Below are 25,353 nucleotides of genomic sequence, written 5' to 3'. Positions count from 1 at the left end.
CCGCGGTCAACTTGACATTAACGAAGAACGCCTAGAGAACATCGGCAAGGTTTCTGCTTTGTTCTTTAAGGGCTCTACGTCCATGCTCACCCGCAAACAGCACGAATTGCTCATGTTCATCCATGAGCGGATCAAGGAGAGCGGTGTCTCGCCATCCTTCGACGAGATGAAGGAGGCGCTCGACCTGGCGTCGAAGTCCGGCATCCACCGCCTGATCACGGCCCTCGAGGAGCGCGGCTTCCTGCGCCGCCTGCCGCACCGGGCCCGGGCCCTGGAGGTGGTGAAGCTGCCGCAGCAGGCCACCACCTCCTCCCCGCCCAAGGGCCGCGCCCCCTTCAAGCCGCAGCTGGTGGAGGCCGGATCCTCGGCGCCGCAGCCGGCCGCGGCCAACGACACCCGCGAGATCTCCATCCTCGGCAAGATCGCCGCGGGCACCCCCATCGAGGCGATCCAGCAGGAACGCGACCGCATGCACGTGCCCGAGAGCATGCTGGGCGCCGGCGAGCATTTCGCCCTCGAGGTGCAGGGCGACTCCATGATCAACGCCGGCATCCTGGACGGCGACTATGTGGTGATCCGCAAGACCGACACCGCCACCTCCGGCGAGATCGTCGTCGCCCTGGTGATGGGCGAGGAAGCCACCCTCAAGCGTCTGCGCAAGAAGGGGGCCTCCATCGCCCTGGAGGCCGCCAACCCCGCCTATGAGACCCGCATCTTCGGGCCCGACCAGGTCCAGGTTCAGGGCCGTCTCGTCGGCCTGATCCGGAAGTACCACTAGACCCTGACCGTTTCAGATGACTCATCTGAAACGGCAAGAAGGGTCTAGATTCAAGATATTAGAGCACGTCGGGCGGCGGAACCGGCATCCACTTCCGCCTGACGTTCTCTAATTCGTCCACGGGCGCCGGCCCCGCAGGGTCTGCGCCCAGACGATCCTCCAGCCCTGGGCCGTGCGATAGAGCTCGGCCGAACCGCCGCGGGCGAAGTCGTCCTCTGTCAGCAACAGCGCAGCGGGGCAGTCGGCCGCGTTCGCCGCGCCGCGCACCACCACCACCTCGGCCCATTGGCAGAACAGCGGCAGCTTTCGCGCGATGGTGGAGGCGCGCCGGGTGAAGACCGCGGCCACGCGCGGGCTTGAGCCGAGCCTCGGGGCGCAGGACCAGCGGTCGCAGTCATAGAGGGCGTCGCGGGCCGCCAGACCGTCCGTGGCGGGCTCCAGGCCCCTGCGCCGGGCCCAGAGCTCGGCGCCGAACAGCTTCACGTCCGGACGGAACAGAACCGCCTGCCCGCCCTGCCGCACCGCCAGGGTCGAGCCGTCGGCGGCGATCCAGATGTCCGGCGGCGGCGGGCGCGGGGTCAGGGTGACGGCCAGGGCCAGGGGCAGGCCGGCCCAGCGCAGCGGCCCCTTCCACAGACAGAGCCACAGGATGCCCAGGAAGGCCGCCGGCAGGGTCCAGGCGGGCGCGCTGGCCACGATGATCTGGGCGTGGGGCAGGCCGGCCGCCGTCGCGGCGATCCGGTTCATGGCCTCGATGGCCAGGCCCGCCGCGCGCAGGGGAGCCTCCCCCAGGCCCAGGGGCGCCAGCACCGCCCCCAGGGCCAGGGCCGGCATCATCAGGAAGGAGGAGATGGGCGCCACCAACAGGTTGGCGGCGAGGCCGAAGGTGGAGACCCGGTTGAAGTGCTGCATGGCGAAGGGGCCGGTGGCCAGGCCCGCCACGAAGCTGGCCGCCAGGCTGGCGCCCAGCCAGGTCCCCACAGCCTGGACGCCGCGGATCGGCCAGGGGGCGTTGATCTCCCGCACCGGCCGCGGCCAGAGCTCGGCCAGGGCGACCAGCGCCGTGGTGGCGGCGAAGGACATCTGGAATCCCGGCTCGGTCACCGCCTCCGGCTGCAGGGCCAGGATCACCAGGGCGGCGATGGCCAGGGTGTGCAGGCTGATGGCGCGGCGATCCACCAGGATGGCGCCGAAGGCCGCGCAGGCGGTGATCGCGGCCCGCTCGGCCGGCGCAGGGGCGCCCGACAGCACCAGATAGGCCAGGACGGCGGCGAGACCCGCCAGGGCCGCGGCCTTCTTGCTGGAGAGACGCAGGGCGAGCCAAGGCCAGGCGGCGATCAGCAGGCGGACGCCGGCGAAGGCGAAGCCGCCGACGATGGCCATGTGCAGGCCGGAAATAGAGATGATGTGGGCCAGGCCCGCCGCTCGCAGGGCGTCCACCTGTTCCCGGGGCACGAAGGCCTCGTGACCGGTGACCATGGCCGCGGCCAGGCCGCCGCTCTCCACCCCCATCTGATCGACGATCCTGCGCGCCAGGGCCCAGCGGGCGGCGTTGACCCGCATCTCCAGGGCCAGGCGCCAGGGCGGCGGCTCGGCGAAGATCTGGCGGGGCTCGGTGAGGGTGAAGCCCACCCCGCCGATTCCCTCGAAGAAGGCGTCGCGGGCGAAGTCGTAGGAGCCGGGGCTGGCCGGCGGCGGCGGCGGGTTCAACATGCCGCGCAGGCGGATGGCGCTTCCCGGCGGCGGCAGGGCGGCGTCGGCCTGCAGGGTCACCCGCGCGCGGATCGGGGTCGCCTCGGGGTCCAGGCCGCCGACCCGGATCGGCGCCAGCAACAGGCGTGGGCCGCCCTGCCCCGGGCTGGCCACATCCACCACGAAGGCCTCGATGGTCGCCATCCCCTCACTGGCGGGCGCCCGCGGGGCGCGGACCTGTTCGGTGCGCAGCTTGCCCGCCGCGAAGCCGGCCAGGGCGAAGGCCGCCAGGGTCAGGGCCACGGCCAGGGCGCGGCTGCCGCCCCATCGCGCGCGGATCAGCAGCAGGCCGCCGGCCAGGCCCAGGATGGCGAACGCCAGCAGGGCGAGGGGCTCGCGCGGAAGGCTGAAATAGACCGCCGCGCCGCACCCGAAGGCCACCGGCGTCCACAGGCTGAGCCGGTCGGGCTGGGCCGCCGCCTGGGCGCGCAGCCACGCCATCGCGTCGGCGGCGCTAGGAAGCTTGCGGACGGGCGTGTAAATAGGCGCCGCGATCGCGTCGGCCTCCGCCGACGCCGCCACACCCACAGTCTTGAGCTCGATGTCCGACCGCCCCGTCGTCACCCGTATCGCCCCCTCGCCCACCGGCTACATGCATATTGGCACGGCCCGCACGGCCCTGTTCAACTGGCTTTACGCCAAGCGCATGGGCGGCAAGTTCCTGTTGCGCATCGAGGACACCGACCGCGAGCGCTCCACCCTGCCCGCCGTCCAGGCGATCTTCGACGGCATGGCCTGGCTGGGGCTGACGCCCGACGAGGAGCCGGTCTTCCAGGCCGCCCGCGCCGACCGCCACGTCCTGGCGGCCCAGGAGCTGCTGTCCCGCGGCCGGGCCTATCGCGACTACATGACCCCCGACGAGCTGACCGCCGAGCGCGAGATCGCCCGCGCCGAGGGCCGGGCGGTGCGCTCGCCCTGGCGCGACCAGGACGCCAACTTCAACGACCGTCCCTTCGTGGTGCGCTTCAAGGGCCCGCAGGAGGGCGAGACGGTCATCCACGACCTGGTGAAGGGCGACGTGACCTTCAAGAACAAGGACCTGGACGACCTCATCATCCTGCGGACCGACGGCACGCCGACCTACAACCTCGCCGTCATCGTCGACGACCACGAGATGGGGATCACCCATGTGATCCGCGGCGACGACCATCTGAACAACGCCGCCCGCCAGACCCTGATTTACGAGGCCCTCGGCTGGGAGGTGCCGATCTGGGCCCACCTGCCGATGATCCACGGCCCCGACGGCGCCAAGCTGTCCAAGCGGCACGGCGCCCAGGCGGTCAGCGAGTTCGACGACATGGGCTATCTGCCCGAGGCCATGCGCAACTACCTGGCGCGGCTCGGCTGGGGTCACGGGGACGACGAGATCTTTTCCGACGAACAGGCCCAGGCCTGGTTCGACGTCACCGACGTGGTCAGCGCGCCCGCCCGGCTGGACTGGGCCAAGCTGAACCACATCAACAACCACTATCTGCGCCAGGCCGAGATCGGCCGGCTGACGGACCTGACCGTGCGCGTCCTCAAGAGCCGGGGCGAGACCCTGCACGATGGCGACACCGACATCCTGCACCGCACCATTCCGCTGGTCCGGGACGGCGCCAAGACCCTCCTGGAGTTGGCCGACGCCGTGGTCTTCGCCCTGAAGCGGCGGCCCCTGGACCTGCCCGAGAAGACGCTCGGCCTGCTGAACGACGAGACCCGCGCGCGCTTCGCCCGCCTGCGCCAAAACCTCGCAGGTCAGGACGAATGGGAGGTCGTCGCCCTCGAGGCGGCCCTGCGCGCCTTCGCCGAAAGCGAGGGCGTGGGCCTTGGAAAGATCGGCCCAGCCTTACGTGGCGTCCTGTCGGGTGGGTCGCCCGCGCCCGATCTCGCCGGCGCCTTGGTAAGCCTCGGAAAAGCGGAAAGTCTCGGTCGGCTTGACGATGCCCTTTCGCCCGCTGCGTAAGCCGGTATAAGGCTCGCCAAACAGGCGTTTTGTTCCAGACATGCGAAGGGGATGGCATGGCCGACATGGCGAAAATGAGCATCGGCTCAAAGACCGTTGAACTCCCGATTCTGAGGGGCGTCGACGGCCCGGCCGTCGTTGATATCCGCAAGCTCTACGCCGAGGCCGACGTCTTCACCTACGACCCCGGCTTCACCTCCACGGCGAGCTGCGAGAGCAAGATCACCTTCATCGACGGGGACGCGGGCGTTTTGCTGCACCGCGGCTATCCGATCGACCAGCTGGCCGAGAAGTCGAGCTTCCTGGAGGTCTGCTACCTGCTGCTGCACGGCGAGCTGCCGAACGCGGCCGAGGCCGAGCAGTTCGAGAAGACCATCACCTACCACACCATGCTGCACGAGCAGTTCGATCGCTTTTTCCAGGGCTTCCGCCGGGATGCTCACCCGATGGCGATCATGGTCGGCGCCGTCGGCGCCCTGTCGGCCTTCTATCATGACAGCACCAACGTCGAGGATCCCGAGCAGCGGATGATCTCGTCGCACCGGCTGATCGCCAAGATGCCGACGATCGCCGCGCGCGCCTTCAAATACTTCCGCGGCCAGCCCTTCGTGCATCCGCGCAACGACCTGTCCTACGCCGAGAACTTCCTGCGCATGTGCTTCTCGGTCCCGGCCGAGGACTGGGTCCCGAACCCGGTGCTGACGCGGGCCATGGACCGCATCTTCATCCTGCACGCCGACCACGAGCAGAACGCCTCGACCTCGACGGTGCGTCTGGCCGGCTCCTCGGGCGCCAACCCGTTCGCCTGCATCGCGGCGGGCATCGCCTGCCTCTGGGGCCCCAGCCACGGCGGCGCCAACGAAGAGGCGCTGAACATGCTCAAGGAGATCGGCACCGTCGATCGCATCCCCGAGTACGTCCAGGGCGTGAAGGACCGCCGCTATCGCCTGATGGGCTTCGGTCACCGGGTCTACAAGAACTACGACCCGCGTGCGACGGTCATGCAGAAGACCTGCCATGAAGTCCTGGCCGAAGTCGGCCACTCCGACGACCCGTTGCTGAAGGTCGCCATGGAGCTGGAAAAGATCGCGCTCTCCGATCCCTACTTCATCGAGCGCAAGCTCTATCCGAACGTCGACTTCTACTCCGGCATCACCCTGCGCGCCCTGGGCTTCCCGCCCGAGATGTTCACCGTGCTCTTCGCCGTGGCCCGCACCGTGGGCTGGATCGCCCAGTGGAAGGAAATGATCGAGGACCCGTTGCAGAAGATCGGCCGTCCGCGCCAGATCTATACCGGCGCCCCGCTCCGCGACTACACGGCCATCGACAAGCGCGGCTAGGCCCGCTTCCGACGCCGAGACAGATCATCCGCCGCGCCCCAGGCGCGGCGGATTTTCTTTGCCCGGTTGGTGAGCCCCGAACCCGGCCCTCAGGCCGGCGAGCGCTCGGCCAGGATCTTGAGGATGGCGTCGGCGGCGGCGTCGGAGGGGTCGGGACCGCCGCGGCCCATCGTCTCCAGGGCGGCGAACTGGGCCGCCACCTGGCGGGCGCGGAGCGCCGGATCGTCGAGGCGCAGGGCGATCTCGCGGGCCAGGGCCTGGGGCGTGCAATCGTCCTGGATCAGCTCCGGGGCGACGATCTCCCCGGCGGCGATGTTGAACAGGGTGATGGGCCGGCGCACCAGGCGGTTGACCAGGGCGTAGGTCAGCTTGTCGATGCGATAGCCGATCACCATCGGGCATCCGGCCAGGGCCAGTTCGATGGTCACCGTGCCCGAGCAGGCCATGGCGACGGTGGCGGCCTTCATGGAATCCAGCTTGGCCTGCTCGCCCTCCACCACGTGGGCCCGGCGCGGCCAGCCGGCCACCTGGGCCTTCACCGCCTCGGCGACGGTGGGGGCGGCGGGAATGACGATCTCCAGGTCCGGGCGGCTGGCCTTGAGCAGCAGGGCCGCCTCGGCGAAGGGCGGCAGGACCCGATTGATCTCGCTGGGCCGGCTGCCGGGCAGGACCAGCAGGATGGGCGCCTCGGGGGCGATGTTGTGCTCGGCGCGCAGACGGGCCGGATCGGCGGCGGAGAAGTCGACCTTCAGGGCCGCGTTGCCGACGAAGGTGGTGGGCAGACCCTCGGCCTCGAAATAGGGGGCGTCGAAGGTGTGGATGGAGAGCAGGTGGTCCACCGAGCGGGCCAGAACCTTGGCCCGTCCCCGCCGCCAGGCCCAGACCTGGGGGGCGACGTACTTCACCAGGGGGATGGCGGGGTCGAGCTTGCGCAGGCGGTTGGCGACCCGCAGGCTGAAGGCCCAGGAGTCGATCAGGACCACGACGTCGGGCTTCTCCCGGGCCGCCAGGGCCACGGTCTGGTCCACCAGCTTCATGGCCCGGGGATAGACGGCCAGCGCGTCCACCACGCCGAGGATGGACAGCTGGGCGATGTCGAACAGGCTCTCGACGCCCTGGGCGGCCATCTGGGCCCCGCCGGCGCCGATGAAGCGTACCTTGTCGCCCAGCCGGGCGCGCAGGGACTTGGCCAGCCCCGCGCCACGGTCGTCGCCGGAGGCCTCGGTGGCCACCAGCATCACGCAGAGGGGCTTGGTCATGGCTCGACGCCCACGATGAACAGGCCCAGTTCGTCGGCCATCTCGATCACCGCCTCGCGGTCGAGGACCAGCAGACGGCCGGCCTCCCCCACGATGCCGGCCAGGCCCGCGGCGGCGGCGCGCTGGACGGTGGCCAGGCCGATGGTGGGCAGGTCGACACGGGTCTCCTGGATCGGCTTGGGCGCCTTGGCCAGCACGCCACGATAGGCGCCCGGGGTCCCGCGGATGGCGGTGGGAATCTCATGGGCGACGCGGCGCAGCATGGCGTCGGTGCCCTCCTGGGCCTCCACGGCCAGGACCAGACCGTCGCAGACCACGGCCCCCTGCCCCACGTCCAGGCGGCCGATCTCGCGGGCCACCAGCAGGGCGCGCTCGATGTCGGCCATGTGCTCGGGCCCCGGGGCGACCTTGCCCAGCGGTCCCTTGGCCAGGGACAGGTCGCTCTTGGCCTCGTGGGCGCCCTCGATGACGAAGCCCTCCTTGGCGAACTCGTTCAGCACCACCCGCAGCAGGGCGTCGTCGCCATGACGGGCCGCGGCGATCACCGCCGGCAGCATGGCCAGACCGCGCAGGTCGGGCTTGAGGGCCTTGAAGTCGGGCCGGCTGACATTGCCCACCAGGCAGATCGCCTGGCACCCGGCGCGCTTGAGCGCCTTGATCGTCTTGCCCACCTCGGCCAGGCCCACGTCGGCGCCCGGGAAGCGGTTCAGCTCGGGCCCGGCGAAGCCCTTGAGGCGGGCGACGAACACCGGGCGACCTTCCTGTTCGCAATGCTCGGCGATCTCCAGGGGAAGCGTGCCGCCGCCGGCGATCAGGCCCAGCTTGCGCATGGCTGGGACTAGACCTCGCGCTCGGGCAGGCACAGCGGACGGCTGCCGTCGGCGCGGATGAAGTCGATGATCTCCAGCACCTCGTCGCAGCTGGCATAGGTCTCGACGGTGTCGTCCAGGCGCTCCTGGAAGGTGCCCTCGTCGGCGAACAGCATGCGGTAGGCCGCGCGCATGGTGTTGATGGTCTCGCGGCTGAAGCCCCGGCGCTTCAGGCCCACCAGGTTCAGGCCCTCGAGGTGGGCGTGGTTGCCCCAGACCGAGCCGTAGGGGATGACGTCCTTCACCACGGCCGCCAGGCCGCCGATCATCGCGTGGCGTCCGACCCGGGTGTACTGGTGCACGGCCGCCAGGCCGCCGACGATGACATAGTCGCCGATCTGGCAGTGGCCGCCCAGGGTGGCCTGCTTGGTGAGGATCACGTGGTCGCCGACCTTGCAGTCGTGGGCCACGTGGCTCTCGATCATGTAGAAGCCGTCCGAGCCGACGCTGGTGACTCCGCCGCCGCCGACCGTGCCGACGTTCATGGTGGCGTGCTCGCGGATGGTGTTGCGGTCGCCGATCACCAGCTTGGTGGGTTCGCCCTTGTAGGCGGTGTGCTGCGGCGGGCCGCCCAGCATGGCGAAGGGATAGACGGTGTTGTCCTCCCCCAGCTCGGTATGGCCGTCCACGACGATGTGGGAGACAAGCCGGGTGTTGGCGCCCAGCCGGACATTGGGGCCCACGGTGCAGAAGGGACCGACGACGACGCCGTCCCCCAGTTCGGCGCCCTCGGCGACGATGGCGTTGGGATGGATCTGGGCGGTCATTGGGTGGCCACCACCATGGCGGCGAACTCGCATTCGGCGGCCACCTTGTCGCCCACCATGGCCTGGCCCTGGAACTTGAAGAGATCGCCGCGGGCGCGGATCACCTTGACGTTCAGGCGCAGGACGTCGCCCGGACGGACGGGCTGGCGGAAGCGGCCGTTGTCCACCGAGACGAAGAAGATGGTCTTGCCGGCCACGTCCACCTCAAGGGACTTGGACATCAGCACCGCCCCGGTCTGGGCCAGGGCCTCGATGATCAGCACGCCGGGCATGACCGGATAGTCGGGGAAGTGGCCCTGGAAGAAGGGCTCGTTGATGGTCACGCACTTGATGCCGACGATGGACTCGCTGGGCTTGTAGTCCTCGCAGCGGTCGACCAGCAGGAAGGGATAGCGATGCGGGATGCGCTTCACGATCTCGGTGATGTCGATCTCGGTGGGCGATTCGTTGACGGGGGCCTTGCGGCTCATTGATCAGGTTCCTCCCGGCGGCGCTTGGCCGCCGACTTGCTCAGCCAGGCGACTTCGCGCAGCCATTGTCGCATGGGCATGGCCGGATAGCCGCCCACGATCGCGCCCGGCGGGATGTCCCGCAGCACGCCGGACGCGGCGCCCACCTGGGCCCCCTCGCCGATGATGACATGGTCGGCCACGCCGGCGCGCCCGCCGAAGGCCGAGCCGTCGCCGATGGTGACGCTGCCGGAAATCCCGGTGTGGGCGGCCATCACGCAGTTGCGGCCGACGCGGACGTTGTGGGCGATCTGCACCAGGTTATCGATCTTGGTGTTCTCCCCCAGGACCGTGTCGTCATAGGCCCCGCGGTCGACGCAGCTGTTGGCGCCGATGGTGACGCCGTCCTGCAGGATGACCCGGCCGAGCTGGGGGATGTCGATGACCCCCTTGGGGCCGGCGGTGGCGCCGAAGCCGGCCTCGCCGATGATCGCGCCGGCCAGGATCTTCACCCGGTCGCCCAGCAGGGCGCAGTGGATGCTGACATTGGCGCCGATCTGGCCGTCGCGGCCGATGGCGACGCCGGGGCCGATGACGGTGTTGGCGCCGATGACGGTGTTGGCGCCGATCTCCGCCCCCGGCCCGATCACCACGCCCGGACCGAGCACGACCCCGGCCTCCAGCTTGGCGTCCCGCGACACCGCCTCGCCCAGGTGGCGGCGCGGCCGGTGCAGGCGCAGGGCGGACATGGCGTAGGCGGCGGTGGGCTGACGGGTCACCAGGGCGACGCAGCCCTGGGGCACCAGGTCGACGTCGCGGGGCCCCACGAAGCAGGCCGCCGCCCGGGTCTCGGCCAGGTCGGCGGCGAGCTTGCGGTCGGAGAAGTAGGTGATGCTGTCGGGGGTGGCCCGCGCCAGGATGGCGACACGGGCGACGCGGGACGCGCCGGCCCCCGGGGCCGAAATCTCGGCCCCGGTCAGCTCGGCGAGCTCCGTCAGGGTGACGGGGCCCAGATCTTCGAAAAAGCGCGGGTCAGGCATCAAGCACTCTCAGCTCGACCCGCGCATAGCCCGAGTCGTCCTACTTGCGGACGGGAGCCGCAGCTTGCGGGGCCGCGGCCGGTTGGTCCAGGCGTTCGCGGTCGAAAGCGAACTGGGTGATCTTGGCGTTCAGCGCCGTGGTCATGGTCGGGCTGATGTCCATGGCCGGGTTGGCGATGACCAGGGCGTCCCGCTGCAGCAGCACGCTGCACTGACGCTGCTGGTAGACCTGACGGATGATCGGGTCCAGCTCCTGGCCGACACGGCCGAGCGCCTTCTGCTGGGTGGCCTGCATCTCGCGTTCGCGCAGCTGGGCCTTGCGCTGATAGGCGTTGGCCCGGACCTGCAGGTCGGCGGCGGCCTTCTCGAAGGCGCCCTGGTCCATCGTGGCCTTGCGGCCGTCGAGGGCCTTGGCGTCGTTCTGGATGGCGGCTTCCTCGGCCTTCAGCTCGGCGCCGACCTGGGTCGCGATCTGCTGCAGGCGGGTCTGGACGTACTTGCCCACGGTCGAGGAGCCGATGACGCCCTCGATCGACATGACGCAGACGCCCGGAATGGCCGGCCCGTGGGTGATGGCCGGAGCGGCGGCCTGGGCGAAGGCCTGCGAGCTCGCGGTGAGCGAAAGCGCAGCGACGCAGGTCGCCGCGACAAGATTTTTGATCGTCATGGGGGTCAGAACTTCGTTGAAGTGGAGAAACGGAAGGTTTCGGTCTTGTCGTAGGCTTCTTTGGCCAAAACTTGGCTGAAGTCGAAGCGGATGGGACCCATCGGAGACTTCCAGAACACCGACAGACCGGCTGTGGCGCGCAACGACAGATCATCGAAGATCAGCGGGTCACGCGTTCCGGCAGGATAGGGAAGGTTTGTGGCGGGATTAATCGCGCCCGGTTGGTATTCCTTGTCCACGTCATCCAGCAGGCCGACGGTGCCGAAGTCGGTGAACAGGGCGGCCTTGATGCCGTACTGCTCGGGCACGAAGGTCGGGATGGTCAGTTCCACCGAGCCGATGGCGTAGGCGCGGCCGCCCAGCGCATCGCTGCGGGCGAAGTTGGTGTCGCGCGGACCGATGCCGGCGGTCTCGAAGCCGCGGAAGCTGTTGCCACCCTTGTAGGAGCGGTCGTTGATCCGGATGGTGTCGCCGTTCCAGCCGGCGATGTAGCCGCCCTGGCCGGTGACGCTGAGGATGAAGTCCTTGTTGAACCCGTGGTACCAGGCGCCGCTGACGTCGGTGCGGATGTAGTTCACGTCGCCGCCCAGACCGGCCAGGTCCTGGCTGAGGTCGGCGGAGAAGCCGCGGGTCGGGTTGATCGGGTTGTTGCGGCGATCCAGGTGCAGGCCATAGCCCACCAGGGAGGTCACGAAGGAGCCCCGCTGGGCGCAGAGCGACAGCGACACGATCGGCGAGGCCGGATCGCAGTAGGAGTCGTCGATCTTCACCTCGTCGCTGCGGATCACGTAGCGGGTGGTCATCGACGAGTTGAGGGTCAGCGGGAAGCCGGCCCGCAGGTTCATGCCCAGCGTGCTGGTCTGGTAGGCCGAATAGTCGGTCAGGTCGTAGCGGTAGGAATAGAGGTCAACCCCGGCCCGCAGGTTGCGGCCCAGGAAGCGCGGCTCGGTGAAGGAGAAGTCGAGCTGCTGGCGCAGGGAGCCCACGGAGATCCGGGCCCGGACGTCCTGGCCGCGGCCGCGGAAGTTGCGCTGGGTGACGCCCAGGTCCAGCACGAGCTGGTCGACCGAGGAGTAGCCGGCGCTGAAGGAGAGTTCGCCGGTGGGCTGCTCCTCGACCTTCACCTGCAGGTTGGTGCGGTCGGGCGCCGAGCCGGGGATCTCGGTGATGTCGACGTCCTTGAAGAAGCCGAGCGCGCGGATGTTGTTCTTAGACCGGTCCACCAGGGCGCGGTTGTAGGCGTCGCCCTCCACCAGGTTCAGCTCGCGGCGGATGACGTAGTCCAGGGTCTGGCTGTTGCCGACGATGTCGATGCGATCGACATAGACACGCGGCCCCTCGCGGACCTGGAAGACCACGTCGACGGTCTTGGTCTCCTTGTTGGCCACATAGCGCGGACGCACGTCCACCGAGGCGAAGCCGGCGGCGCCGGCCGCGAAGGTCAGGGCGTCGGTGGCGTTCTCGATCACCTGGTCCTGATAGAGCTCGCCCGAGTGGATCGGGACCAGCTGGAGCAGCAGGTCCTTGTCCAGCTTCTGAAGCTCGGTCTCCACGGAGATCTTGCCGAACTTGTATTCGGGACCTTCATCGAGGGTATAGGTGATGACGAAGCCGTTCTTGTCCGGGGACAGCTCGGCCACCGCCGAGATCACCCGGAAGTCGTAGAAGCCGCGGTTGCGGTAGTGCTTGCGCAGCTGCTCCTTGTCGTACTCCAGGCGGTCGGGGTCGTAGTTGGCGTTGGACGAGAAGAACTTGTACCAGCTCGACTGCTCGGTCACGACGACGTCGCGCAGGTCGTTGTCGGAGAATTCCTTGTTGCCGAGGAAGTTGACCCGCAGCACCCCGCTCTTGGGGCCCTCGTCGATCTCGAAGATCAGGTCCACGCGCTTCTGGGGCAGTTCGACGATCTTCGGCGTCACCGTGGCCGAGATGCGGCCTGAGCGGCGATAGAGCTCGACGATGCGCTGGACGTCGGCTTGGACCTTGGCGCGGGTGAAGATGCCGCGCGGACGCACGGTGACCTCGTCGCGCAGCTTCTCTTCCTTCAGGCCGGAATTGCCCTCGAACACCACCTTGTTGATGATCGGGTTCTCCACGACCGTGATGGTCAGGTCGCCGTTCACCAGGTTGATCTTCACGTCCGAGAACAGGTCGGTGCGGAACAGGGCCTTCAGGGCCAGGTCTAGCTTGGCCGGGTCGGCGGTCTCGCCGGGCTGGATCGGCAGGTAGGAGAGCACGGTCGACTGCTCGATCCGCTCGTTGCCCTCGACAATGATCCTCTGCACGACGCCGCCCTGTTCGGCGGCCTGGGCCAACGCAAGGCTCGGCAGGGTAAGCGCGGTCGAGCCCAAAAGCAGGGCGAGACCGGAGGCGAGCGCGGCGCTACGGGCGCGGGTTCTTTGCATCGTTTCTGCCGTCAACGGAAAAGGGCGGGTCAGGAAAGCAGACCGCCAAGGATTTTGAACACACGCAGTTGCTGCAGATCGTTCCAGGTCGCGAACAACATCAATCCCAGCAACAGCGCAAGGCCCACGCGATAGCCCACGGCCTGAACCTTGGCCGCGAGAGGCCTGCGGGCCACAGCTTCGTAGGCGTAGAACAGCAGGTGTCCCCCGTCCAGCACGGGCACCGGGAGCAGGTTCATGAACCCGATCCCCACCGAGAGGACGGCGGCCAGCCCCAGCAGGGCGACGCCGGAGCCGAGGATCTGGGTCCCGAGGTCAGGCGCGCCCTGCGCGCCGGTCTGGGCCACCTGACCCGAGACACGAGCGATTCCCAGGGGACCGCTCAACTGGTTGGCGGAAACCTGCCCCGTCACCATCCGGCCGAGATAGTAGACCGTCGTGCTGAGCACCCGCCAGGTCCGCTCGACCCCCTTGCCGAGGGCCTCGACCGGGTTGTAGCGGACGTGAATATAGTCCTCGCGGGCCTGCGCCGGCACGATGCCGAGGGTGCCCTGCAGCCGCTCGCCGCCGAGGCCGTCCGAGCGCATCTGCAGCTTCGAGGTCGCGGTCAGAGACACCTCCTCCGCCCCCCGGCGTACGACGAACACCGTGGGCAGGTCGACCCGAAGCTGGGCCACCTCCGCGAGGTCGACGAAGCTGCGGATCGGCCGGCCGTTGGCTTCGAAGATCAGGTCGCCCGCCTGGAAACCGGCCTGGGCGGCGGGGCTGCCGGGTGCGACGGAGGCCACCTTCGCCGGGAGGAGATCTTCCCCCAGGGCCAGGATCAGCGCGGCGAAGATGACGATGGCGAGGCCGAAATTGGCGAAGGGGCCGGCGGCGGCGATCACCGCGCGCTGCCAGATCGGCTTGAAATGATAGTAGCGGGCCAGGCCCCCCTGCCCTTCGCGGGCGACGATGGACTGGCGCAGGGTCTCCAGGTCGTCCTGGTCGGGGACGCTGGCGACATTCTCGTCGCCGGCGAAGCGCACATAGCCGCCCAGCGGCGCCCAGCCGATCCGCCATTCGACTCCGGACTTGTCGGTCCAGGCGGCGATGGACCGGCCAAAGCCGATGGAGAATCGGTCGACGGCCACGCCGAAGCTCTTGGCCGCCCAGAAGTGTCCCAGCTCGTGCACCGTGACCACCAGGGTCAGGACCAGCACGAAGGGCACGATGTAAGTCACGGCCGTATGGAGGAATTGAAGCATGGCGCAGGCTACTCCTTACAGCGCGACCGGCTCGAGCCGGGCCACGACCTCGCCCGCGACGCGGCGCGCCATGGTGTCTGTCGCCTTCGCCGCTTGCAGGACATCGCCGGTGGGTTCCCCCGCGAGGCCCTCGGCCTCAACACGTTGCAGTGTGTCGGCCACGATTGCGGCAATATCGAGAAAGCCTATCCGACGGTCAAGAAATGCGGCCACGGCGACCTCATTGGCGGCGTTCATCACCGCAGGAGCCGCGCCGCCGGCCGCCAGGGCGTCCTTGGCCAGCTGCAGGGCGGGGAATCGCTCGTAGTCGGGCGCCTCGAAGGTGAGCTGGCCGATCTGGGCCAGGTCCAGCCTGGGCGCCGGCCAGGGCAGACGGTCGGGCCAGGCGAGCGCGCAGGCGATGGGGGTGCGCATGTCCGGCGCCCCGAGCTGGGCCAGGGTGGAGCCGTCGACATATTCCACCATGGAATGGACGATGGACTGCGGATGGACGATCACGTCGACCCGCTCCGGCGGCATGGCGAACAGATAGGCCGCCTCCACCATCTCCAGGCCCTTGTTCATCATGGTGGCGGAGTCGATGGAGATCTTCACCCCCATGTCCCACTTGGGGTGATTGACCGCCTGCTCGACGCTGGCCAGGCGCATCTGCTCCCGCGACCAGCCCCGGAAAGGCCCGCCCGAGGCGGTGAGCACCAGGCGCGAGACGTGCTGGGCGACCATGGGGTCGAAGACCTGGAAGATCGCCGAGTGCTCGGAATCCACCGGGATGACCACGCCGCCCGCCAGCTTGGCGATGCGCAGCAGCTGCGGCCCGGCGCAGACCAGGCTCTCCTTGTTGGCCAGCGCCACGATGGCGCCGGACCGGGCCGCGGCCAGGGTGGGGCCGAGACCCGCGAAGCCGACAATGGCCGACATCACCCACTGGGCGTCCATGCCCGCGGCCTCGACCACGGCCTGGGCGCCGCCCGCCGTGGCGATTCCCGTTCCGGCCAGGCGATCACGCAGTTCGGCCAGGCGGCTCTCGTCCTCGATCACGGCGAGCTTCGGGCGCCAGCGGCGCGCCTGCTCGGCCAGCACCTGGACATTGCGGCCCGCCGCGAGGGCCACCATCTCGACCTCCGCCCCGGACTTCTCCAGCAGGTCGAGGGTGGAGACCCCCACCGACCCGGTGCAGCCCAGGACGCTGATGCGGCGCGGTAGGGTCAATGTCCCCACCCCAGGTGATTGACCAGCCGGGCGATGGCGATCACCACCACGGCGAACAGCAGGCCGTCCACGCGGTCCAGCAGCCCGCCGTGACCGGGGATCAGATCGCCGGAATCCTTCACGCCGAACCGGCGCTTCAAGGACGACTCCCAGAGGTCGCCGGCCATGGTGGCCAGGCCGCCCAGCAGGCCCACCAGGGCGCCGGCGGCCATGTTCAGCTCGAAGGCGGGGATGATGGTCATCAAGGCTCCCACCGCCATGGCGAAGACCAGGCCGCCGACGAAGCCGGACCAGGTCTTGTTGGGGGAGAACCGGGGCCAGAGCTTGGGGCCCTTCAGGGCGCTGCCGACGGCGAAGGCGGCGATGTCGGCGGTCCAGGTGATGGCGAACAGCATCAGGGTCCACCACTGGCCCTGGGGCATGGCCCGCAGCCAGACCAGGCAGATGCAGGCGATGCCGATATAGAAGACCCCGAAGGCGGCGTCGGTAGGCCGCTCGGCCACGCCGCGCGCCACCAGGGCCGAGGCTATGCCGCCCAGCAACAGGCCGGCCCAGGCCAGCCACATGTGGTCGCGATGGGCCAGGAAGACGCCGGCCAGGATCGCCACGGTGACGGCGGTGGAGACGCGGACCGGCGCATAGGGCGCGCTCATGCCGCCCCATTCGATGGACAGCAGGGCGACGGCCACGGCGATCAGCACCAGGAACGGCCAGCCCCCGGCCGCCAGGCCGGTGTCGAACCAGACCGCCGCCAGGGCGGTGGGCACCAGGACGGTGGCCGACGCCACCCGAACGCCCAGATTGGACCAGTTGAAGCGCTTAGCCGGCGGCAAGGACATCGTCCGCGACGGCGCCGTACCTGCGCTCGCGCCGGTGGAACTCATCGATCGCCGACTGCAGGTGGTCGGGGGTGAAGTCGGGCCAGAGCACGTCGGGGAAGACGAACTCCGAATAGGCCGACTCCCACAGGAGGAAATTGGAGAGGCGCTGCTCGCCGCTGGTGCGGACCACCAGGTCCGGCGCGGGCAGGCCACCGGTGGAGAGCCTCTGTTCGAAGGCCTCGTCGGTCACCCCCGCGGCGTCGATCTTGCCGGCCAGCGCGTCGGCCACCAGGGCCCGGGCGGCGTCGACGATGTCGGCCCGGCCGCCATAGTTGAAGGCCACCTGCAGGAAGAAGCGGTCGTTGTGGGCGGTGCGGGTCTCGGCCCGCTCGACGATCTCGGCGACGTCCGGCGGCAGACCCTCGCGGCGGCCCAGGATGCGGACCTTCACCCCCTCGCGGGTCAGTTTCTCGAGGTCGCTGTTCACATAGTGCTTCAGAAGCCGCATCACCTCGGCCACCTCGCCGGCCGGGCGGCGCCAGTTCTCGGTGGAGAAGGCGTAGAGGGTGAGCCAGCGGACGCCGAGGTCCGGGGCGGCCTCCACCACCTTGCGAATCGCCTCCACCCCCTTGGGGTGGCCCAGCTTGCGCGGCAGGCCGCGGCGCTTGGCCCACCGGCCATTGCCGTCCATGACGATCGCCACGTGCAGCGGCGCGTCCTTTTCGGGCGGCTCTGGGGGAGCGGAGGCCATGCGGTTTTCCGTTTCGTCCTTGGCGGCAGTCTGGACGACTAAACCTGCATGATCTCTTGCTCTTTGATTTTCAAGGCTTCGTCCACGCGCTTGATCGCCTCATCGGTCATCTTCTGGACCTCGGCCTCCATGCGCTTCTGATCGTCCTGGTTGATCACGCCATCCTTCTCGGCCTTCTTCAGGTCGTCATTGGCGTCGCGGCGAACGTTGCGCACGGCGATCTTCTGCTGCTCGGCGTACTTTCCGGCGATCTTGGCCAGGTCCTTGCGGCGTTCCTCGGTCAGCGGCGGGATCGGGATGCGCAGGTTCTGGCCTTCGTTGACGGGATTGAAGCCGAGGCCCGACGAGCGGATGGCCTTCTCCACCGCCACCACCATGCCCTTGTCCCAGACACTGACGGTGATGGAGCGGGGCTCGGGGACGCTGACGGCGGCCACCTGGTTCAGCGGCATGGTCGAGCCGTAGGCCTCCACCATCACCTGATCCAGCAGGCCGGAGGAAGCTCGCCCCGTCCGCAGGCTGGCGAATTCTTCCTTCAGCGCGGCGACCGCCTTATCCATGCGGTCCCGGTAGCGCGAAAGCACCGGCTTTTCTGCGTCGGCCATGGGTGCGTCTCCCTAAGTCAAAAGTGGTCGGCTGGTCAGGCGATGGTGGTGAAGACGCCTTGGCCTTTCAGCACCTTCATGAAGTTTCCTCGCTCGCGGATGGAGAACACCACGATCGGCACGTTGTTGTCGCGCATCAGGGCGATGGCCGAGGCGTCCATGACCCGCAGGTCCTGGGCCAGCACGTCCTGGTAGCTGAGGGTTTCGTAGCGCTTGGCGCTCGGATCCTTCTTCGGATCGGCGGTGTAGACCCCATCGACGCTGGTGCCCTTGAAGAGGGCGTCGCAGCCCATCTCGGCGGCGCGCAGGGCCGCGGGCGTGTCGGTGGTGAAGAAGGGCGCGCCGAGTCCGGCGGCGAAGATCACCACCCTGCCCTTCTCCAGGTGCCGCTGGGCCCGCCGGCGGATATAGGGCTCGCAGACCGCCTCCATGGGGATGGCCGACTGCACCCGGGTGTAGACGCCGGCCTTTTCCAGGGCGCCCTGGAGGGCGAGCGCGTTCATCACCGTGGCCAGCATGCCCATATAGTCGGCGTTGGCCCGGTCCATGCCCTTGCCGGCCAGGGAGACGCCGCGGAAGATGTTGCCGCCGCCCACCACCAGGCAGAGCTCGACGCCGGCGTCGACCACTTCCTTGATGTCCTCGGCCACCGCCTCGATGGTCTTGGTGTCGATGCCGAACATGGCGTCGCCCATCAGGACCTCGCCCGACATCTTCAAGAGGATCTTCTTGTAGCGCGGCTTGGCGTCGGACATGGGGCGCTCTCGAGAATCTTAGGCGGGTACTACATAAACCAAGGGCGTGGTGCGCGTCGAACGCACCACGCCCTTGGGCCGTCTTTTTATGGTGGCGGTTTAGGCTTGGCCGGTCATCGACGCCACTTCGGCGGCGAAATCGTCGACCTTCTTCTCCACGCCTTCACCCAGGGCGAAGCGCACGAAGCCCTTCACCGTCACCGGGGCGCCGAGTTGCTTGCCGGTCTCGGCCAGCAGGCCCTCGATGGTCTGGTCCGGGTTCATGACGAAGGGTTGCTTCAGCAGCACCACTTCTTCCTGCCACTTGCGGATCCGGCCCTCGATCATCTTCTCGACGACGCCGATGGGCTTGCCCGATTCCAGCGCCTGGTCGGTGAGGAACTTCTTTTCCTTCTCGACGGCGGCGGGATCGAGGTCGGCCTCGGTGAGCGCCAGCGGCGGGGTCGGGGTGCCGGCCACGTGCAGGGCGATCTTGCGGCCCACATCCTTCAGCACCGCCTGGTCGCCGGCGCCTTCCAGCGCGACGAGCACGCCGAGGCGGCCGACGCCATCGCCCTGCGCATTGTGCAGGTAGAGGGCCACGGCGCCTTGCGCCACGCTCAGACGGGCCGAGCGGCGCAGGCGCATGTTCTCTCCGATGGTGGCGATCAGGTTGGTGATCACGTCGCCCACCACTTCGCCCTTGGCGGTCTTGGCCGCCGAGATGGCGTCCACGTCGCCGTCGACGTCCAGGGCCACCGTGGCGCAGTCGCGCGCGGCGTCCTGGAACTTGTCGTTCTTGGACACGAAGTCGGTCTCGGCGTTCAGCTCGATCAGGACGCCGGTCTTGCCGTCGTCGCTGAGCTTGCCGGCCACCAGGCCCTCGGCCGCGGCGCGGTCGGACTTCTTGGCGGCCTTGGACAGGCCCTTGGTGCGCAGCCAGTCGATGGAGGCTTCGACGTCGCCGCCGTTTTCCTGCAAGGCCTTCTTGCAGTCCATCATGCCCGCGCCGGATTTCTCGCGCAGGTCCTTGACCAGCGCAGCGGTGATTTCCGCCATGGTGAGCTCCTTCAGATCAATTGGGTCGGCGGAGCCCATCTAGGACCCCGCCATGTCGTAGTCGTGTCGGCGACGCCGGAGGGCGTCCTCCGGCTTACTCTTGGGTCGCGGTCGGTTCAGCCGCCGGGGCTTCCGCCGCGGTGGTCTCCGGTTCGGCCGCGGCCGGGGCGACCTCGGCCGGGGCCGGGGCCGGGGCCGGTTCAGCCGCGACGGGCGCCGGGGCCGGAGCGGCCGCCGGGGCGGCCATCTCGGCTTCGGTCACGACCGGTTCCGGGGTCAGCTCACGGGCGAGCGTCGGCTCGATCGGGGCGATGGAGGCGCCCAGGTCGACACCGGCGGCCGATTGGCCGGCGGCCAGGCCGTCGAGGATCGAGTCGGCCATCAGGTCGCAATAGAGCTGGATGGCGCGCGCGGCGTCGTCGTTGCCCGGGATCGGATAGGTGATGCCGTCCGGATCGCAGTTGGTGTCGAGGATGGCGATGACCGGGATGTTCAGCTTGCGGGCTTCCAGGATCGCGATCGCTTCCTTGTTGGTGTCGATCACGAACATGATGTCGGGAATGCCGCCCATGTCCTTGATGCCGCCCAGGGACAGCTCGAGCTTGTCGCGCTCGCGCGTCAGCTTCAGCAGTTCCTTCTTGGCGCGGCCTTGGGCGCCGCCCTCCAGCAGGCCTTCCAGCTCGCGCAGGCGGGCGATGGAGCCCGAGACGGTGCGCCAGTTGGTGAGCGTGCCGCCCAGCCAGCGGTGGTTCACATAGTACTGGGCGCTGCGCTTGGCGGCGGTGGCGACCGGATCGGAGGCCTGACGCTTGGTGCCGACGAACAGCACGCGACCGCCGCCGGCGGCGATTTCGCGCACCTTCACCAGGGCCTGGTGCAGGAGGGGTATCGACTGCGACAGGTCGATGATGTGGATGTTGGAGCGGCTACCAAAGATGTAGCGGTCCATCTTCGGATTCCAGCGGTGGGTCTGGTGGCCGAAGTGGGCGCCAGCTTCCAGGAGCTGACGCATGGAGAAGTCGGGAAGCGCCATATGTATGGTCCTCTTTTTCCGGTTAGCCTCCGCAGACAAACCCTCCTGATGGAGGACCGGAATGGAAACCGGCGGGATGTCTCCCCGCCAACCGCCAAACGCCTGCGTGTGGAATGGGCGCGGATGTAGGGCGTAACGCCGGAAAAGGCAATAGCCAGCGGCGGTTGACGGCTGGCGCCGCCTAGAGATCCTCGACGAAGACCACGCCCGGAGAGGTCTTGAGCGCGCCGCGCACGGCGTTGTCCAGGGTGAAGCGGCCGGGCAGCTTGACCTCCACCTCGCGGCCGCCCTCGATGGCGGCCACCAGAATCACCTCGCCGCCGCGGGCGTTGACCGAGCCTTCGAGGCGTTTCTTCAGGGCCTCGATCTCGGCGCTGCGGGGGGCGAGGTGGACGCGCAGGCCCGCCACGGCGTTCTCGATGGCCCGGTCGATGGGCTCACAGCCGTCGCCGAAGAAGCGCACCTCGCCGTCGCGGGCCTTGGCGCGGATGCGCAGGCCCACGCACTTGCCGGGCTCCAGCAGCTCGCGGGCGTTGCGCAGGCTCTCCGGCGGGAACAGCACCTCGAACTCGCCGGTGGGGTCGGAGAAGGTGACGAAGGCGAACTTCTCGCCGCTGGAGGCCGAGGCCCGCTCCTGCTTGCGGCGCACCACCCCGGCCATGCGGAAGGCCTCGGCGCCGGCGATGGCCTTGGGCAGGACGTCGGCCAGCAGGTCGACGCGCTTGCGGCGCAGGGCGGGCACCATGTCGTCCATGGGGTGGCCCGACAGGTAGAAGCCGACGGCGGCCAGCTCCTCGTCCAGGCGCTGGGTGGAGGACCAGGTGTCGGCCTTGGGCAGGCGGGGCCGCTGGGCCTCCACCTGGTCGCCGCCGAACAGGGACCCTTGCGAGGAGGCGCGCTCGGCGGCCACCGACTGGCCGTAGCCCACCAGGACGTCGGCGGCGGCGAAGACCTGGGCGCGGTTGGCGTGGATGGAGTCGAAGGCCCCGGCCCGGGCCAGGGTCTCGAAGGCGCGCTTGTTGACCTGCTTGGGATCGACCCGCTCGACGAAGTCGAAGACATCCTTGAAGGGCCCGCCCTCGGCGCGGACGGCGACCACATGCTCCATGGCCTGCAGGCCGACATTGCGGATGCCGCCGAGCGCATAGACCACCTCGCCGGCCTCGACGTCGAAGTCGGCGGCGGAGTGGTTGACGTCGGGGGCGCGGATCTTGATCCCGAACTTCTTGGCGTCCTGGTAGAAGACCGCCAGCTTGTCGGTGTTGGAGATGTCGAGGCTCATCGAGGCCGCGAAGAACTCCGCCGGCGCATTGGCCTTCAGCCAGCCGGTTTGGTACGAAATCAGGGCGTAGGCGGCCGCGTGGCTCTTGTTGAAGCCGTAGCCCGCGAACTTGTCCACCAGGTCGAAGATGCCGCCCGACTGCTCGGCCGGGACGCCCTTTTCGGCCGCGCCGGAGATGAAGCGCGCCCGCTGCTGCTCCATCTCCTCCTTCTTCTTCTTGCCCATGGCCCGGCGCAGCAGGTCGGCTTCCCCCAGCGAATAGCCCGCCAGGATCTGGGCGATCTGCATCACCTGTTCCTGATAGACGATGACGCCATAGGTCTCCTTCAGCACCACTTCGAGAGAAGGATGAAGGTAATCAACGGGTTTGCGGCCGAACTTGCAGTCGATGAACAACGGGATGTTGTCCATGGGCCCGGGACGGTACAGCGCGCCGACGGCGGTGACGTCCTCGATGGAGTTGGGGCGCAGCTGGCGCAGGGTGTCGCGCATGCCCTGGCCTTCCAGCTGGAACACGCCCACCGTCTGGGCCGCGCTCATCAGCTCGTAGGTCTTGGCGTCGTCGAGCGGCAGGGTCGCCATGTCGATGCGGGCCCCGCGCTTGTCGAGATATTTCAGCGCCCGGTCGATGACGGTGAGCGTCTTCAGACCCAGGAAGTCGAACTTCACCAGGCCCGCGCTCTCCACCCACTTCATGTTGAACTGGGTGGCGGGCAGGTCCGAGCGAGGATCGCGGTAGAGGGGGGTCAGCTCGGTGAGCGGGCGGTCGGAGATCACCACGCCGGCGGCATGGGTCGAGGCGTTGCGGTAGAGGCCCTCGAGCTGGAGGGCGGTCTCCAGCAGCTGGGCCACGGCCTCGTCGTCGTCCTTGGCCTGGCGCAGGCGCGGCTCGATCTCGATGGCGCGGGCCAGGGTCACCGGGTTGGCGGGATTGGCCGGCACCATCTTCGCCAGGCGGTCCACCTGGCCCAGCGGGAGTTGCAGCACCCGGCCGACATCCCGCAGCACGGCGCGGGCCTGCAGGGTGCCGAAGGTGATGATCTGGGCGACCCGGTCGCGGCCGTAGCGCTGCTGGACGTAGGAGATCACCTCCTCCCGCCGCTCCTGGCAGAAGTCGATGTCGAAGTCGGGCATGGACACCCGTTCGGGGTTCAGGAACCGCTCGAACAGCAGGCCGTAGCGCAGGGGATCGAGGCCCGTGATCAGCAGGGACCAGGCCACCAGCGAACCGGCGCCGGACCCCCGTCCCGGACCGACGGGAATGTCATGGGCCACGGCCCACTTCATGAAGTCCGACACGATCAGGAAGTAGCCGGGGAAGCCCATGGCCTGGATGACGCCGATCTCGCGCTCCAGCCGGTCCCAGTAGTCCTGCTCGGTCCCGGAGAGGATGTGGCCCTCCAGGCGCCTGCGCAGCCCCTCGCGGGCCTGCTCGGCCAGTTCCTCGGCCTCGGTGCGGCCGGCCACGGTGGGGAAGCGCGGCAGGATGGGGTCGCGCTTCTTGACCATGAAGGCGCAGCGCCGGGCGATATCGAGGGTGTTGTCGCAGGCCTCGGGCAAATCCGCGAACAGCTTGCGCATGTCCTCGGCGGGCTTGAACCAGTGCTCCGGCGTCACCCGGCGGCGGTCCTCCTGGCTGATGAAGGCGCCGTCGGCGATGCACAGCAGGGCCTCGTGGGCGGTGTAGAGCTCGGCCGGGCCGAAATAGACGTCGTTGGTGGCCACCAGGGGAATGTCGAACTCGTAGGCGTAGGCCACCAGTTCCGGCTCGGCGGCGGCCTGGGCCGCCATGCCGTGCCGCTGCAGCTCGATATAGAAGCGGTCGCCGAACACGCGATGCATCTCGGCCAGGGCCGCCTGCCCTTCGACGGTCTTGCCCGCGGCCATCAGGGGATCGACGGGACCGTCGACGCCCCCCGACAGCAGCAGCAGGCCCTCGGCCCGCTCGACGACGGCGCTCCACGGGACCTGGGGTTCCTCGGTGGGCTCGATGTCCAGATAGGCCATCGAGGAGAGCTCGGAGAGGTGCAGATAGCCCTGCTCGCTCTGGGCCAGCAGGACGATGGTGGGGATCTTGGCCCAGCGCTCCGGCGGCCCCTCGCCGATGCCGCGCACCGGCAGGGCGACGCCGACGATGGGCTGGACGCCGGTCTCCTTGGTGGCGACGGAGAACTCCAGCGCCCCGAACAGGTTGGCCCGGTCGGTGAGGGCCACGGCCGGCATGTGGGCCTTGGCCGCCATCTTGCCGACCGCGTCGGCCTTGATCGCGCCCTCCAGCAGCGAATAGGCCGAGCGCACCCGCAGATGGACGAAACCGCCGTCTCCGCCCTGCCCGCTCACGCCGCCCTCCGCTTCCAGAATTTCAGCCTCAGGCAGCCAGTTGGGCGACCAGACACATCATCACGACAAAGCCCGCGACCGACACAAAGGCCAGCGATTCCCGCGCCAAACGAACAACCATAACGTCACCCCTGTGAATGTTCCGGGTATGTTCCTATTCTGGTTTTGTTCTCATGACAAGGGGATGTTCTGACGGCATTGGAGGGGGACGTTGGTCCCTAGGGGTGGGAGGCCACGCCGATCGTGGGCTAAGCTCGGCCATGCAGCCTGCCGCGCCTGTCGGAGCCCCGTATGACCTCGCACCTCATCGCCCTCCTCGCCGCCATCGCTCTGGCCGGCTGTCAGGCCAGGACGGTTTCGACGACGCCCGTTACGACGGACAAGTCCGCGGCGGAGAGCGTTCAAACCGCCCCAGCCTCCAATGGCGCGGGGGATTTGGCGGTCGGTGAACGGCGCGGGATCGGCGAACTCACGGCCGTGGAGGACGGCGGCTACCCCATGTACGTCGTCACCATCGTGTTCCAACCGGGCCAGCCCGGCGTCGAACTGACCGCCAATGCCGAGGACCTGGGCCTCGGGGCTGGCGGCCTTGAGGCCCTGAAGGGCAAGAGAGTCGCCGTCGGCTACACGCGCGAGGACGAGCCGGATCTGCGGGACATCCAACTCAAGGGCGTCTCGGTGCTTGGGGATGAGGCGCCAGCGTCGGTCTCGGGCCTGCTGAAGATCAGCGGCCGGCTGAGCGGCGCCGGCGAGGTCAGCGACGGCGATCTGCCAGACACGGTCACGGTGACTCCCGCGGCCGGAAAACCGATGACCTTCGAGGCCTTCGTGTCCGAGGGGATGGCGAAGGCCGACGGGCAGGAGGTGACGGTCTTCTACGCGACCCGCCCCAGAAACCGGATCACCTCTCTGAAGGCCAACTGAGGCCCGTGCGATCCCGCGCTCGCGACCGGAAATGGGAGCGGCTGGGAAAGGACGAAGAGATTGGAGCCGATCGCCGG

General features: G+C 68.8%; 22 protein-coding genes. 4 read left to right on the top strand and 18 right to left on the bottom strand.

Annotated elements, in window-relative coordinates; genetic code table 11:
* Nucleotides 1-82 precede the first annotated feature (82 nt).
* Nucleotides 83-778: a transcriptional repressor LexA gene (gene lexA, locus AC1RN5_RS08035; RefSeq protein WP_304699904.1), complete on the top strand. Its 696-nt coding sequence runs from the start codon at nt 83-85 to the stop codon at nt 776-778.
* A gap of 108 nt (nt 779-886) precedes the next feature.
* Here lexA and AC1RN5_RS08030 read toward each other — a convergent pair whose 3' ends face one another.
* Complete coding sequence (locus AC1RN5_RS08030) at nt 887-2,971, bottom strand: ComEC/Rec2 family competence protein (RefSeq protein ID WP_493040687.1); 2,085 nt, start codon at nt 2,969-2,971, stop codon at nt 887-889.
* A gap of 91 nt (nt 2,972-3,062) precedes the next feature.
* On the opposite strand from AC1RN5_RS08030, the gene gltX reads away from it, so the two are divergent.
* Nucleotides 3,063-4,475, top strand: coding sequence for a glutamate--tRNA ligase (gene gltX, locus AC1RN5_RS08025; RefSeq protein WP_493040686.1), 1,413 nt, complete (start codon nt 3,063-3,065; stop codon nt 4,473-4,475).
* 56 nt (nt 4,476-4,531) lie between these two features.
* Nucleotides 4,532-5,815, top strand: a complete 1,284-nt coding sequence (gltA, locus tag AC1RN5_RS08020) for a citrate synthase (protein ID WP_493040685.1) — start codon at nt 4,532-4,534, stop codon at nt 5,813-5,815.
* A gap of 89 nt (nt 5,816-5,904) precedes the next feature.
* On the opposite strand, the gene lpxB is transcribed toward gltA, so the two are convergent.
* The 17 genes from lpxB to sidA form a co-directional block, all read right to left on the bottom strand.
* The gene (lpxB, locus tag AC1RN5_RS08015; RefSeq protein ID WP_493040684.1) at nt 5,905-7,074 is read right to left on the bottom strand and encodes a lipid-A-disaccharide synthase; all 1,170 of its coding nucleotides are present in this window, start codon (nt 7,072-7,074) and stop codon (nt 5,905-5,907) included.
* Nucleotides 7,071-7,904, bottom strand: a complete 834-nt coding sequence (gene lpxI / locus AC1RN5_RS08010) for a UDP-2,3-diacylglucosamine diphosphatase (RefSeq protein ID WP_493040683.1) — start codon at nt 7,902-7,904, stop codon at nt 7,071-7,073. Before lpxI ends, lpxB begins: the two co-directional genes overlap by 4 nt.
* An 8-nt stretch (nt 7,905-7,912) precedes the next feature.
* Nucleotides 7,913-8,710 carry an acyl-ACP--UDP-N-acetylglucosamine O-acyltransferase gene (lpxA, locus tag AC1RN5_RS08005; RefSeq protein WP_493040682.1) on the bottom strand — a complete coding sequence of 266 codons (798 nt, stop codon included), beginning with the start codon at nt 8,708-8,710 and terminating at the stop codon, nt 7,913-7,915.
* Complete coding sequence (fabZ, locus tag AC1RN5_RS08000) at nt 8,707-9,180, bottom strand: 3-hydroxyacyl-ACP dehydratase FabZ (protein ID WP_293493195.1); 474 nt, start codon at nt 9,178-9,180, stop codon at nt 8,707-8,709. Before fabZ ends, lpxA begins: the two co-directional genes overlap by 4 nt.
* Nucleotides 9,177-10,199 (bottom strand): UDP-3-O-(3-hydroxymyristoyl)glucosamine N-acyltransferase, encoded by a 1,023-nt coding sequence (gene lpxD, locus AC1RN5_RS07995; protein WP_493040681.1) that lies wholly within the window; start codon nt 10,197-10,199, stop codon nt 9,177-9,179. Before lpxD ends, fabZ begins: the two co-directional genes overlap by 4 nt.
* Before the next feature lie 40 nt (nt 10,200-10,239).
* Nucleotides 10,240-10,866 carry an OmpH family outer membrane protein gene (locus AC1RN5_RS07990; protein ID WP_493040680.1) on the bottom strand — a complete coding sequence of 209 codons (627 nt, stop codon included), beginning with the start codon at nt 10,864-10,866 and terminating at the stop codon, nt 10,240-10,242.
* A gap of 5 nt (nt 10,867-10,871) precedes the next feature.
* Nucleotides 10,872-13,271, bottom strand: a complete 2,400-nt coding sequence (gene bamA, locus AC1RN5_RS07985; protein ID WP_493040679.1) for an outer membrane protein assembly factor BamA — start codon at nt 13,269-13,271, stop codon at nt 10,872-10,874.
* A gap of 29 nt (nt 13,272-13,300) precedes the next feature.
* Nucleotides 13,301-14,518, bottom strand: a complete 1,218-nt coding sequence (gene rseP / locus AC1RN5_RS07980; protein ID WP_493040678.1) for an RIP metalloprotease RseP — start codon at nt 14,516-14,518, stop codon at nt 13,301-13,303.
* A gap of 15 nt (nt 14,519-14,533) precedes the next feature.
* Entirely contained in the window at nt 14,534-15,736 is a 1,203-nt protein-coding gene (dxr, locus tag AC1RN5_RS07975) for a 1-deoxy-D-xylulose-5-phosphate reductoisomerase (RefSeq protein WP_493040677.1), read from the bottom strand.
* Entirely contained in the window at nt 15,724-16,566 is an 843-nt protein-coding gene (locus AC1RN5_RS07970) for a phosphatidate cytidylyltransferase (RefSeq protein WP_493040676.1), read from the bottom strand. Before AC1RN5_RS07970 ends, dxr begins: the two co-directional genes overlap by 13 nt.
* Nucleotides 16,547-17,299 (bottom strand): undecaprenyl pyrophosphate synthase, encoded by a 753-nt coding sequence (gene uppS, locus AC1RN5_RS07965; RefSeq protein ID WP_493040675.1) that lies wholly within the window; start codon nt 17,297-17,299, stop codon nt 16,547-16,549. Before uppS ends, AC1RN5_RS07970 begins: the two co-directional genes overlap by 20 nt.
* Nucleotides 17,300-17,337: 38 nt before the next feature.
* Nucleotides 17,338-17,904: a ribosome recycling factor gene (gene frr / locus AC1RN5_RS07960; RefSeq protein WP_493040674.1), complete on the bottom strand. Its 567-nt coding sequence runs from the start codon at nt 17,902-17,904 to the stop codon at nt 17,338-17,340.
* Between the two features lie 35 nt (nt 17,905-17,939).
* On the bottom strand, nt 17,940-18,659 hold the full coding sequence (gene pyrH, locus AC1RN5_RS07955; RefSeq protein WP_421931504.1) for a UMP kinase: 720 nt from the start codon (nt 18,657-18,659) through the stop codon (nt 17,940-17,942).
* Nucleotides 18,660-18,758: 99 nt separating this feature from the next.
* Entirely contained in the window at nt 18,759-19,697 is a 939-nt protein-coding gene (tsf, locus tag AC1RN5_RS07950; RefSeq protein WP_493040673.1) for a translation elongation factor Ts, read from the bottom strand.
* A 94-nt stretch (nt 19,698-19,791) separates the two neighbouring features.
* Nucleotides 19,792-20,730, bottom strand: coding sequence for a 30S ribosomal protein S2 (gene rpsB / locus AC1RN5_RS07945; RefSeq protein ID WP_493040672.1), 939 nt, complete (start codon nt 20,728-20,730; stop codon nt 19,792-19,794).
* Between the two features lie 181 nt (nt 20,731-20,911).
* Nucleotides 20,912-24,352: a DNA polymerase III subunit alpha gene (dnaE, locus tag AC1RN5_RS07940; RefSeq protein ID WP_493040671.1), complete on the bottom strand. Its 3,441-nt coding sequence runs from the start codon at nt 24,350-24,352 to the stop codon at nt 20,912-20,914.
* 28 nt (nt 24,353-24,380) lie between these two features.
* The gene (gene sidA, locus AC1RN5_RS07935; RefSeq protein ID WP_421931508.1) at nt 24,381-24,473 is read right to left on the bottom strand and encodes a cell division inhibitor SidA; all 93 of its coding nucleotides are present in this window, start codon (nt 24,471-24,473) and stop codon (nt 24,381-24,383) included.
* A gap of 170 nt (nt 24,474-24,643) precedes the next feature.
* On the opposite strand from sidA, the gene AC1RN5_RS07930 reads away from it, so the two are divergent.
* Nucleotides 24,644-25,276, top strand: a complete 633-nt coding sequence (locus AC1RN5_RS07930) for a hypothetical protein (protein WP_493040670.1) — start codon at nt 24,644-24,646, stop codon at nt 25,274-25,276.
* Nucleotides 25,277-25,353 lie beyond the last annotated feature (77 nt).

It is taken from the genome of Phenylobacterium sp. GW821-FHT12F10, assembly GCF_058806695.1.
Note: the sequence above shows the minus strand (reverse complement) of the source record. Positions and strands in the feature narration are given on the sequence as shown.

Coding starts and splice junctions, on each gene's coding strand:
- rpsB (WP_493040672.1), bottom strand. CDS start 20,730: ATGGCGCTTCCCGACTTCTCCATGCGTCAGCTCCTGGAAGCTGGCGCC.
- AC1RN5_RS07990 (WP_493040680.1), bottom strand. CDS start 10,866: ATGACGATCAAAAATCTTGTCGCGGCGACCTGCGTCGCTGCGCTTTCG.
- uppS (WP_493040675.1), bottom strand. CDS start 17,299: ATGGCCTCCGCTCCCCCAGAGCCGCCCGAAAAGGACGCGCCGCTGCAC.
- lpxI (WP_493040683.1), bottom strand. CDS start 7,904: ATGCGCAAGCTGGGCCTGATCGCCGGCGGCGGCACGCTTCCCCTGGAG.
- lpxB (WP_493040684.1), bottom strand. CDS start 7,074: ATGACCAAGCCCCTCTGCGTGATGCTGGTGGCCACCGAGGCCTCCGGC.
- tsf (WP_493040673.1), bottom strand. CDS start 19,697: ATGGCGGAAATCACCGCTGCGCTGGTCAAGGACCTGCGCGAGAAATCC.
- pyrH (WP_421931504.1), bottom strand. CDS start 18,659: ATGTCCGACGCCAAGCCGCGCTACAAGAAGATCCTCTTGAAGATGTCG.
- gltA (WP_493040685.1), top strand. CDS start 4,532: ATGGCCGACATGGCGAAAATGAGCATCGGCTCAAAGACCGTTGAACTC.
- lpxA (WP_493040682.1), bottom strand. CDS start 8,710: ATGACCGCCCAGATCCATCCCAACGCCATCGTCGCCGAGGGCGCCGAA.
- lexA (WP_304699904.1), top strand. CDS start 83: ATGCTCACCCGCAAACAGCACGAATTGCTCATGTTCATCCATGAGCGG.
- fabZ (WP_293493195.1), bottom strand. CDS start 9,180: ATGAGCCGCAAGGCCCCCGTCAACGAATCGCCCACCGAGATCGACATC.
- bamA (WP_493040679.1), bottom strand. CDS start 13,271: ATGCAAAGAACCCGCGCCCGTAGCGCCGCGCTCGCCTCCGGTCTCGCC.
- rseP (WP_493040678.1), bottom strand. CDS start 14,518: ATGCTTCAATTCCTCCATACGGCCGTGACTTACATCGTGCCCTTCGTG.
- AC1RN5_RS07970 (WP_493040676.1), bottom strand. CDS start 16,566: ATGTCCTTGCCGCCGGCTAAGCGCTTCAACTGGTCCAATCTGGGCGTT.
- AC1RN5_RS08030 (WP_493040687.1), bottom strand. CDS start 2,971: ATGGCGTGGCTGCGCGCCCAGGCGGCGGCCCAGCCCGACCGGCTCAGC.
- lpxD (WP_493040681.1), bottom strand. CDS start 10,199: ATGCCTGACCCGCGCTTTTTCGAAGATCTGGGCCCCGTCACCCTGACG.
- frr (WP_493040674.1), bottom strand. CDS start 17,904: ATGGCCGACGCAGAAAAGCCGGTGCTTTCGCGCTACCGGGACCGCATG.
- AC1RN5_RS07930 (WP_493040670.1), top strand. CDS start 24,644: ATGACCTCGCACCTCATCGCCCTCCTCGCCGCCATCGCTCTGGCCGGC.
- sidA (WP_421931508.1), bottom strand. CDS start 24,473: ATGGTTGTTCGTTTGGCGCGGGAATCGCTGGCCTTTGTGTCGGTCGCG.